The sequence below is a fragment of the Burkholderia sp. genome, assembly GCF_018375725.1.
In the GTDB taxonomy this organism is placed as follows: Bacteria; Pseudomonadota; Gammaproteobacteria; order Burkholderiales; family Burkholderiaceae; genus Burkholderia.
The window spans coordinates 1-9,581 of record NZ_JAHACR010000156.1; the positions used below are offsets into that span (position 1 = coordinate 1).

Consider the following 9,581-nt stretch of genomic DNA (forward strand, 5'->3'; position numbering starts at 1 on the left):
GGGTGTCGTAGGCGAGGGTGAGGGCGTCGAGTTCGAGCTGATTCACGATGTCATTGTCCGATCTTGTGACGGGTGCGTGCGAGCAGGATGACCGGCACGAGCCCGGCGAGCACGATCGCGAGCGCGGCGACCGCGCCGTCTTCGTAAGTGCCGCGTGCCGCTTCCGCATAGAGCCACGTCGCGAGCGTGTCGAAATTGAGTGGGCGCAGCAGCAGGGTCGCAGGCAGTTCTTTCATTGCATCGACGAAGACGAGCAGCGCGCTCGTCGTCAGCGCGGGCCGCAACAGCGGCAGATGCACGCGCCGCAACGTGCCGCCCGCGGTTTCGCCGAGCGAGCGCGCGGCGTGCTCGAGCGACGGCGGGATGCGGGCGAGGCCTGCTTCCAGGCTGCCGGCCGAGATGGCGAGGAAGCGCACCGTATAGGCGATCACGAGCGCACTGGCCGAACCCATCAGAATCAGCCCGTCGTGGCCGAATACGGCGCCGAGCAACCGGTCGGCGGCCGTCAGCGGGATCAGCAGGCCGATCGCGAGCACCGTGCCCGGCACCGCATAGCCGAGGCTGGCGATCCGCGCGCAGACGCGGCCGGGATGGACGCCGGCGCCGTCGCGCTGCACGCGCGCGGCCCACGCGACGACCAGCCCGCATGCCAGCGTCGCCGCAGTGGCGGCGCTCGCGACCGTCAGCGTATTGACGAGCCCCGTCAGCAACTGCGCCGACACACCGCCGACGAGATGCAGCCGCTTGCCGGTCTCGACCGCGAGATAGGCGGCCGGCGCACCGAAGCCGAGCAGCACGGGCAGCCAGCCGAGCGTGGCGGCGCCCCACGCAGCCGCGCCCGTCAGGCGGCGCGGGGACAGCGGACGCATGCGGCGGCCGTGCGCATAGCGCTGCCTGCGTCGCCCGTAGCGTTCCAGCAGGATCATGCCGACGACGATCGCAAGCATCGCGAGCGCGATTTGTGCCGCGCCGGCGAGATCGGAACGGGTGATCCACGTGGTATAGACCGACACCGTCAATGTCTGCACGCCGAGGAACTCGGACGCACCGATGTCGTTCATGGTCTCGAGCAACGCGAGGCTGACGCCGACGGCGATCGCCGGTCGGGCAAGCGGCACGACGACGCGCCAGAACGTGGCGATGCGTCCTGCGCCGAGTGTGCGGGCGGCTTCGAGCAGGCTCGCGGACTGCGTGACGAACATCGCGCGCGTGCTCAGATAAACATAGGGATACAGCACGAAGCCGAGCACGAAGATTGCGCCGGGCAGCGACCGCAGATCGGGGAGGCGGAACTGCCGCGGGCTGTCGAAGCCGAGCAACCAGCGGATCGCGCCCTGCACGGGGCCGATCGGGTGCAACAGATCGAGATAGGCGAACGCGACGATATAGGTGGGCACGGCGAGCGGCAGCAACAGCGCCCATGTCAGCATGCGCCGTCCCGGAAACTCGTAGGCGGTGACGAGCCACGCGCAGCCGGTGCCGACCAGCATGACGACCGCGCCGACGCCGCCCAGCAGCAGCAGCGTGTTGGCGAGCGCCTGTGGCAGCACGAACTCGGCCAGGTGCCGCCAGTGTGCGAAGTCGGTGTCGAGTGCCGCGCCGACGAGCGCGGCGAGCGGCGCGGCGACGGCGGTGGCGATCGCGAGCGCCGCGACGAGCCACATGCCGCCGCGCAGGCGCGGCAGGCGCCACACGCGGCGCGCGGGGGCGAGGGGCGCGTCAGTTGTCAAAGCCGACCTTGTCGACCAGTTGGCTGGCCTGCTTGCGATACTTCGCGATCTCGGCGACCGGCAGCGGATCGACCTTCAACTGGCCGAAGCTCGCAATGACCGGATCGAGTTTCACGTTCGCGCGCACCGGGTATTCGTAGTTCGCCTGCGCATACAGCGTCTGCGCTTCCGGCGACACGAGATATTCGAGCAGCCTGACCGCATTGGCCTTGTGCGGCGCATGCTTCGCGACCGCCGCGCCGCTGATGTTGACGTGCGTGCCGCCGCTCTTCTCGTTGGTGAAGGTCGGGCGCACGACCTTGATCGCGTCGCCCCACTTGCGGGCGTCGGAGCCCGGTTCCGCATGCTTCATGTGGCCAACGTAGTACGCATTCGCCAGCCCGATGTCGCAGATGCCGCCGAGGATGTCGCGTGCGACGTCGCGATCGCCGCCGGTCGCCTTGCGCGCGAGATTCGCCTTCACGCCGCGCAGCCATTTCTCGGTGGCGGCCTCGCCGTCGTGCGCGATCATCGCGGCGACGAGCGCGGTGTTGTACGGGTGCTGGCCCGAGCGGATGCACACCTTGCCTTTCCATTTCGGATCGGCGAGATCCTCGTAGCGGAACGCCTCGACCTTCAGGTCTTTCTCGACGTATAGCACGCGATCGCGCAGCGACAGCGCGTACCAGTCGCCCTGTGCGCTGCGCAGGTTCGCGGGAATCGCGTCATCGAGCACCTTCGAGCGCACGGGCTGCGTAACGCCGCCGTCGACGAGGTCGAGCAGGTTGCCCGCGTCGACCGTCATCAGCACGTCGGCCGGCGACTGGCCGCCTTCCGTCTTCACGCGTTCGAGCAGGCCGTCCTTCACGAACACGGTGTTGACCTTGATGCCGCTTTCCTTCGTGAATGCGTCGATGAGCGGCTGGATCAGCTTCGGTTCGCGGGTCGTATACAGGCTGACTTCCTCGGCGGCTTGCGCGAGCGGCGCGAAGGTGGCGGCGGAGACTGCGAGGGTGCAGGCGAGCGGAAGCAGGCGAATGCGCGAGTGCGACATAAAGGCTCCGATGAGGCGGGCGGAAGGAGGAGGTGCCGGGCCGTGTCCGCCGCATCAACGGCCCGAAACATTACGCGGTGTAAGGTTGCCGATTCTAAATCGAAATGGGAATGATTATCAAATGAAAGTTTCGGAAGGCATTTTGGAAGGTTGGGTGGCGGGGGCGGGGAGATGCTGCAACGCGTGCGCAAGCGCGTAGAATGCCGGCTTCGACGAATTTGACGGAGCGAGGCACGACCATGAACGATCAGCGCAAAAAGAACCCGGTCCGCAACGTGTCCATCCTGATCGTCGTGGCCGTGGTGTTCGTGATCGGCACGATCCTGTACAACGCGATCTCGCAGAAGCGCGCATACGAAGAGGCGCATCCGTCCGAGGCCGCAGGCGCGACGCAGGCTCACTGACGTCGCGACCGGCCGCGCCGGGTCACGCGGGCAGACGGATGAGGCTCGCGTCCTTGCGGATCAGCAGCGACGACGCAAGCATCTGCTTGCACTGATGCGCAAGTACCTTCAGGTCGTGGGTGAATTCTGCGCCCACGGCGCCGGACTGTTCCACGGCGACGACCATCTCATCGAGGTCGCGCGTGACTTCCCTGGTCGTCTCGATTGGGTGTGCGGGCGGCGGCGCGCCTTTCTCGGCTTGCTCGAGGTTCTCGAGCACCGCCGCGAGCCCGCGCTGCAGCGCGTCGTCGGGACGCGCCAGCGGCTCGCCGGGGCCGCCCAGGCCCGCGTATGCGCTGCGGATCAGCGGCGCGGCGGCCGTGATCTGCGCGCCGAGCACGTGCGCTTGCACGAGCAGGTCGTTCAGTTCCGGCACGAAGCGCTGGTGCGCTTTCGGCTCGATCATCATCCGCTGGAAAGCCTGTCCGAGATTCGCGAACGCAATGTGCACGTTCTTGCGCGCGAGCCGGTACTGGTAGTCGTCGTCGAGGCTGATCGACGGCGTCTCGATTGCCGCCGCGACGACCTGCGCGACCGCCGCGCCGTCGGCACCGCGCAGGGTGGCTTCCGGCACGGCCGGCGTACGCCCGGCGCGCCATGCGGCCTCGAAATACTTGCGGGTTGCCGTCAGCATGTCGGCGACGAGCTTGCCCATCTGCTGATATTCCCAGTGCGGAAACAGACGGCTCGCGGCAAACGCGATCATGCAGCCGATCACGGTGTCGATCACGCGCTCGCCGATGATGCGCATGCTGCCCGGCGCAAGCAGGTGGAACAGCAGCAGCACGTAGGACGACGTGAAGACGACGCTGGCGGCGTAGTTGAACAGCAGCAGGCTGTAGCTCATCACCATCGACGCGAACATGATCGCGATCAGCAGATGCGGCTCCTTGACCGTATAGATCAGTGCGAGGCTCGCCGCGCAGCCGATCAGCGTGCCGAGGATACGCTGCGTGTTGCGCTGCTTGGTCAGCGAATAGCCGGGCTTCATGATGATGATGCTCGTCATCACGATCCAGTACGCGTTGGTGAGCGGCAGGAGCCGCCCGAGCCAGAACCCGACCGCGACCGCGATCGTCACGCGCAGTGCATGGCGGAAACTCGGCGAGCGCATGTTCAGGTTCGAGAAGATCAGCAGCGGCGATATGTGGCGGTGCTGCAGGAAGCGCGCGAGCGCCTTGTCGATCTTCAACTCGGTTTCGTGCGCATCGGCGCTGGCGGTCAGGTTGCGCCGCATCCGCTCGATCATGCGTGTCGCGGTCCAGATTCGCCGGAACGTCGACAGGATCGCCGCGTACGCTTCCGCATGGGTGGACGGGAAATGCTTCTCGCGCATCAGCTCGATCTCGTACTCGATCGCGCGCAGTTCGGCCTTGACGCTGATCCGCGAGTGCGGTGCGCGGTTTTCGAGCACGGCGAGGCCGATCTCCTCGAGTTCGGAGGCGGCCTTGCAGATCAGGTCGCGGTAGAAAATGATCAGGTCCGAGGCGCCGAACGTGTTGCGCACGAGCGGATAGTCGGTGTGCGCGCCGACGAACAGCTCATGCAGGTCGACGCTGTTGATGAACAGGTTGAACATCGTCGTCCGGGCGGGATCGAGCTTGCCCTTCCGGAGTTTCGGCAGATTGCGCAGCACGATGTCGCGGGCGGTTTCCTGTGTCTCGACCGCCTTGATCTGTTTCGCGACGAGATTGCGGTAGCACTCGTCGAGATCGGAGTCGAGATCGTAGAACGCCGCACGGGCGAGCAGGTAGTCGGCGCATGCGAACAGGCTCTCGGCGAGCGCCTGCTGCTCGATGCGGTGCGCCTGCCATTGCGACACGAAGGTCGCCCAGTACGTGTACCAGAGCCCGCCCGCGAGAATCCAGCCGGCGTTGATGAACGCCTGCAGCGGCGTGAATTTCTCCTCGAGCGTCATCACCATCATGAACAGCGTCGCGAAGCTGATCTGCGGCCAGCGGTTGCCGTAGACGACGATCAGCGACAGCACGAACGTCAGCGGCACGATCGTCAGCCACAGCGCGATGACGTTCGGGGTCGCGAGCCCGGTCGCGAGCGCGGCGAGAAAGCCGATCACGCTGCACGCGAGCATCTCGTTGTGCTTGTACTTGAGGGGGCCGGGCATGTCGACGACACACGCACCGAGCGCGCCGGTCGCGATCGTGAAGCCGAGTTCGCTGTCGTGGAACACGATCAGGCACAGCACCGCCGGCAGCGAGACGCCGAACGCGATCCGCAGGCCGCCGAAAAAATACTGGCTGTAGAGAAACTTTCTGATTTCGACGGAATAGCGCATCGAGGGGCAAAGTGGCTGGCTGCGACGCCGCGCGGCGTTCGGACTGGCGTCGAGTCTAACGTATTTCAGCCTGCGCAAGACCCTGGCCGTTCGGCCGGTTCTCGCTGCGACGGCCGTTTGCTATCCTTGGTGCTCCTGTTCGCCCGGCGCCGCCGGCGCGAGGCTTCGACGCTTGTTTCATGCTCCATCTCTTCTATTCGAATCGTCACGAAACGCTGGCCGACGCATTGCTCGACGACCTGGCCGCTTTCCCGGCCCGCGGCGGCCCGTGGGCGAAGCAGCAGATCATCGTGCCGAGCGCGGCGCTTCGGCGCCGTCTCGAGCTCGACATCGCGGAGCGCCACGGCGTGTGCGCGAACGTCGAGTTTACGTATCTCGCGCAATGGCTGTGGGCGCAGATCGGCCGCGTACTGACGGTGCCGGCGCGTTCTCCGTTCGCGCCGGACCGCCTCGTGTGGCGATGTTACCGGCTGCTGGCGGCAGCGCCCGGCAGTGCGCCGTGGCTGGCTTCACCGCGGCTCGCCGCCTACCTTTCCGCGTCCGACGACGCGATGCGCTATGAACTCGCGCAGCGTGTCGCGGCCGTGCTCGATCACTATCTGACCTATCGCCCCGAATGGCTCGCCGCGTGGCAGGCCGGCGAGTCGATCCTGGCCGGCGACGGCGCGCCGCGCGCCATCGGCGATGCGACCCGCGACGACGAGCGCTGGCAGGCGGCGCTGTGGCGCGCGCTGCTTGCGGAACTGAGCGATGCCGGCATTCCGCCCGCGCATCGTTTTCTCGGCGACGCGCGGCATCTCGATCTCGATACGGTCGCGCGCGCCGGGTGGCCGGAATCGGTCAGCGTATTCGCGCTGCCGACGATGCCGCCGCTGCATATTGCGCTGCTGCGCGAGTTGTCGCGCTGGATCGACGTGCGGATCTATGCGCTCAATCCGTGCCGGGAATTCTGGTTCGACATCGTGACGGCCGCGCATGCGGAGTCGCTCGACGCGGCGGGGCGGCTCGACTATCAGGAAGTCGGCCATCCGCTGCTTGCCGAATGGGGCCGTCAGGCGCAGGCGCAATTGCACATGCTGCACGAGCTGACTGAAAGCGCCGCGTCCAGCGATGCGTCGCGCTATGTGGAAAATCCCGCGCCGACGTGGCTCGCGCGCATCCAGAATGCGATGCTCGACCTGCAGCCCGAAGCCGAGCTCGGCGAGCCGCCGGCCGAACATGGCGTCGAGGTGCATGTCTGTCATAGCCTCGCGCGTCAGCTCGAAGTGCTGCACGATCGCCTGCTCGCATGGTTCGACGCGGACGACAGCCTGCGGCCGTCCGACGTGCTCGTCGCGGTGGCCGATCTCGCCGCGGCGGGGCCGCTGATCGACGCGGTGTTCGGTACGGCGGCGGCGGGCGCCGGCGGCACGCGTGCGTCGTCCGGTGCGCGCATTCCATACCGGATCACCGGCTTGCCGCCGTCGCAGGCGAACCCGGTCGCGCGGGTGCTGCTCGACTGGCTGGCATTGCCGGAGCGACAGGTCGGCGCGCCGGAGCTGATCGAATGGTTGCGCGTCGATGCGGTAGCGGCGCGCTACGGCATCGACGCGGCGGCGCTCGAGACGGTACAGACGTGGCTTGCGGCGGCCGGCGCGCGGCGCGGGCTCGCACCTGAGCGCAGTGAAGCGCCGGATGTGCCGTCGCCGCGCCATACGTTTTCCGACGCGCTCGGGCGGCTTTTCCTCGGCTATGCGATGCCCGGCGGCGCCGCGCCGGTCGGCGCGTGGCTGCCGATCGAGGCAGCCGAGGGCAGCGAGGCCGAACTGCTCGGCCGCCTTGCGCGCTTTACCGACGATCTTGACGGTTTCGCGCGGCGTCTTGCCGAGCCGCATACGCCGCAGGCGTGGAGCGAACTGTTCGCCGACACGCTCGCGCGCTTCTTCGATTCCGGTGCCGCGCATGCCGATGTGCTGGCCGCCGTGCGGGACGCGCTCGACGCGATGCTGGCCGCGATGAAGGAAGGCGCGCCTGACCAGATGTTGCCCGCCGCCGTCGTGCGTGCGGGGCTTGCCGCCGCACTCGACGATCCCGCTCGCGGCGGCGTGCCGTGGGGCGGCGTGACGTTCTCGTCGCTGACGAGCCTGCGCGGCTTGCCATACCGGGTTGTCTGCCTGCTCGGCATGGACGACGGCGTGCTGCCGAGCCTCGCGCGCGCGGACGAATTCGACCTGATGGCGGCATTGCCGAAGCTCGGCGACCGGCAGCGCCGCGACGACGAACGCAACCTGTTCCTCGACTTGCTGCTCGCCGCGCGCGACCGGCTGCTGATCACCTATACGGGGCGCAGCATCCGGGACAATGCGCCGCTGCCGCCCGCCGCGCTCGTCGATGAGCTGCTCGATCATCTCGCGCTCGTCGAGGCCGGTCCCGACGCCGCGCCGGATGCGGTCGACGCCGCCCGCCGTTCATTCATCGTCGAGCATCCGCTGCAACCGTTCGCGGCCGCCTATTTCCAGCCGGGCGGCCCGCTGTTTTCATATGACGCGGAGCGGGCCGCGCTCGCTTCGCTGCTGGCGGCCGACGCGCCGCGCGACGCACCGCCGTTCTTCGCGCAACCGTTGCCGGCCGAGTCGGCCGAGCCGGTGCCGTTCGCCGACTTCGACCGGTTCTGGCGAAATCCGGCGCGCGCGCTGTTGCGCGAGCGCCTCGGCATTGTTCTGAGCGACGCCCAGGCGGAATTGATCGACAGCGAGCCGTTCGTGCTCGACTTTTCCGGCAGCGATGCGCTGGCCGAGCGGGTGCTGCCGCTCCTGATCGAATCGGACGAGGCGTCCGCGCATGAACATGCGCTGCGCATTGCCGACGCGAGTCCGGAACTGCCCGGCGGTGCGACCGGGGCGGTGTGGCGCGACCAGGCGCTCGGTTCGCTGACGCAACTGGCGGCGAATGTACGGCGCGCGCTTGCCGACGGCGCGGAGCGTCTGCCGTTCTCGATCGAAGTCGTGCCTGCATGGCCCGGCGCAGAGCACGCGCCGTTCGGCGAATATGACGCGTTGCTCGCGCGCGATGCGGTCGCCGAGCCGCTGCGATTGCACGGCACACTGAACCGGCTGACGGCCGCGGGGCAAGTCATCTATCGCTATGCGCGGCCCAGCGCACGCGATTACCTGTCCGCGTGGCTTGCACATCTCGTTTATTGCGCGGCGGTGCCGGACGGGCCGCGCCGCACGCTCTGGTTCGGCAGCGGCGGTGCGTTTGAGCTGACGCCCGTGGCGGCGCCGCTCGAGCGGCTCGCGCCGCTTGCCGCGCTGTTTCGCGCGGGCCGGCGGATGCCGCTGCGGTTTTTTCCGCGCAGCGCATGGGCGTGGGTCACCGATAGTGAAGCAAAGGCGGCCAGCGTCTGGATCAACGAGCGGGTTGCGAGCGAAGCGGACGATCCCGCGATTGCGATCGCGTGGCGCGGTGCCCGACCGTCGCTCGACGAGCCGTTCGGCACACTTGCACGGCTCGTATTCGAGCCGCTCGTCGAACATCTGCGGGAGGCGGAATGAGCGGCGCACCGAATTCCCAAGCGGCACACGAGCTCGACGTATTCGTGTGCCCGCTGGACGGCGTCAATCAGATCGAGGCGTCGGCCGGTACCGGCAAGACATGGAACATCTGCGCGCTCTACGTGCGTTTGCTGCTGGAGAAGGATCTCGGCGCGGATGAAATCCTCGTCGTGACGTTTACAAAAGCGGCGACGGCGGAACTGCACGAGCGCATCCGCGGGCGCCTCGCGCAGTTGGCGCATGCGCTCGACACCGGCGACGACGGCGGCGATCCGTTCGTCGCGCGCCTGCTCGAGACGACGCTCGGCGCCGATGGCGCGCTCGATCCGGAGACGGCCGCGAAGCGGGTTCGCCGTGCGCTGCATGCGTTCGACCAGGCGGCCATTCACACGATTCACGCGTTCTGTCAGCGTGCCTTGCAGGAAGCGCCGTTCGCGGCCGCCATGCCGTTTGCATTCGAGATGGAGGCCGACGACGCGTCGCTGCGTTTCGAGCTGGCAGCCGATTTCTGGCGCACGCGCGTCGAGCCGATGGCCGCGCGCTGGC

6 protein-coding genes are annotated in these 9,581 nt (G+C 67.9%); 3 read left to right on the plus strand and 3 right to left on the minus strand.

Annotated elements, in window-relative coordinates; translation table 11 throughout:
* Positions 1-50 precede the first annotated feature (50 nt).
* Positions 51-1,664 carry an iron ABC transporter permease gene (locus tag KH616_RS15995; RefSeq protein WP_292248008.1) on the minus strand — a complete coding sequence of 538 codons (1,614 nt, stop codon included), beginning with the start codon at positions 1,662-1,664 and terminating at the stop codon, positions 51-53.
* A gap of 55 nt (positions 1,665-1,719) precedes the next feature.
* Entirely contained in the window at positions 1,720-2,763 is a 1,044-nt protein-coding gene (locus KH616_RS16000) for a Fe(3+) ABC transporter substrate-binding protein (protein WP_292247998.1), read from the minus strand.
* Positions 2,764-3,002: 239 nt separating this feature from the next.
* Between KH616_RS16000 and KH616_RS16005 the strand changes: the two genes are divergently transcribed.
* The gene (locus KH616_RS16005; RefSeq protein ID WP_292248000.1) at positions 3,003-3,167 is read left to right on the plus strand and encodes a hypothetical protein; all 165 of its coding nucleotides are present in this window, start codon (positions 3,003-3,005) and stop codon (positions 3,165-3,167) included.
* Positions 3,168-3,189: 22 nt separating this feature from the next.
* Here KH616_RS16005 and KH616_RS16010 read toward each other — a convergent pair whose 3' ends face one another.
* Positions 3,190-5,502: an FUSC family membrane protein gene (locus KH616_RS16010; RefSeq protein ID WP_292248002.1), complete on the minus strand. Its 2,313-nt coding sequence runs from the start codon at positions 5,500-5,502 to the stop codon at positions 3,190-3,192.
* Between the two features lie 179 nt (positions 5,503-5,681).
* On the opposite strand from KH616_RS16010, the gene recC reads away from it, so the two are divergent.
* Positions 5,682-9,035 carry an exodeoxyribonuclease V subunit gamma gene (recC, locus tag KH616_RS16015; protein ID WP_292248004.1) on the plus strand — a complete coding sequence of 1,118 codons (3,354 nt, stop codon included), beginning with the start codon at positions 5,682-5,684 and terminating at the stop codon, positions 9,033-9,035.
* A partial coding sequence (locus KH616_RS16020; RefSeq protein WP_292248006.1) for a UvrD-helicase domain-containing protein occupies positions 9,032-9,581 on the plus strand: 550 nt, incomplete at its 3' end. The genes recC and KH616_RS16020, both read left to right, overlap by 4 nt.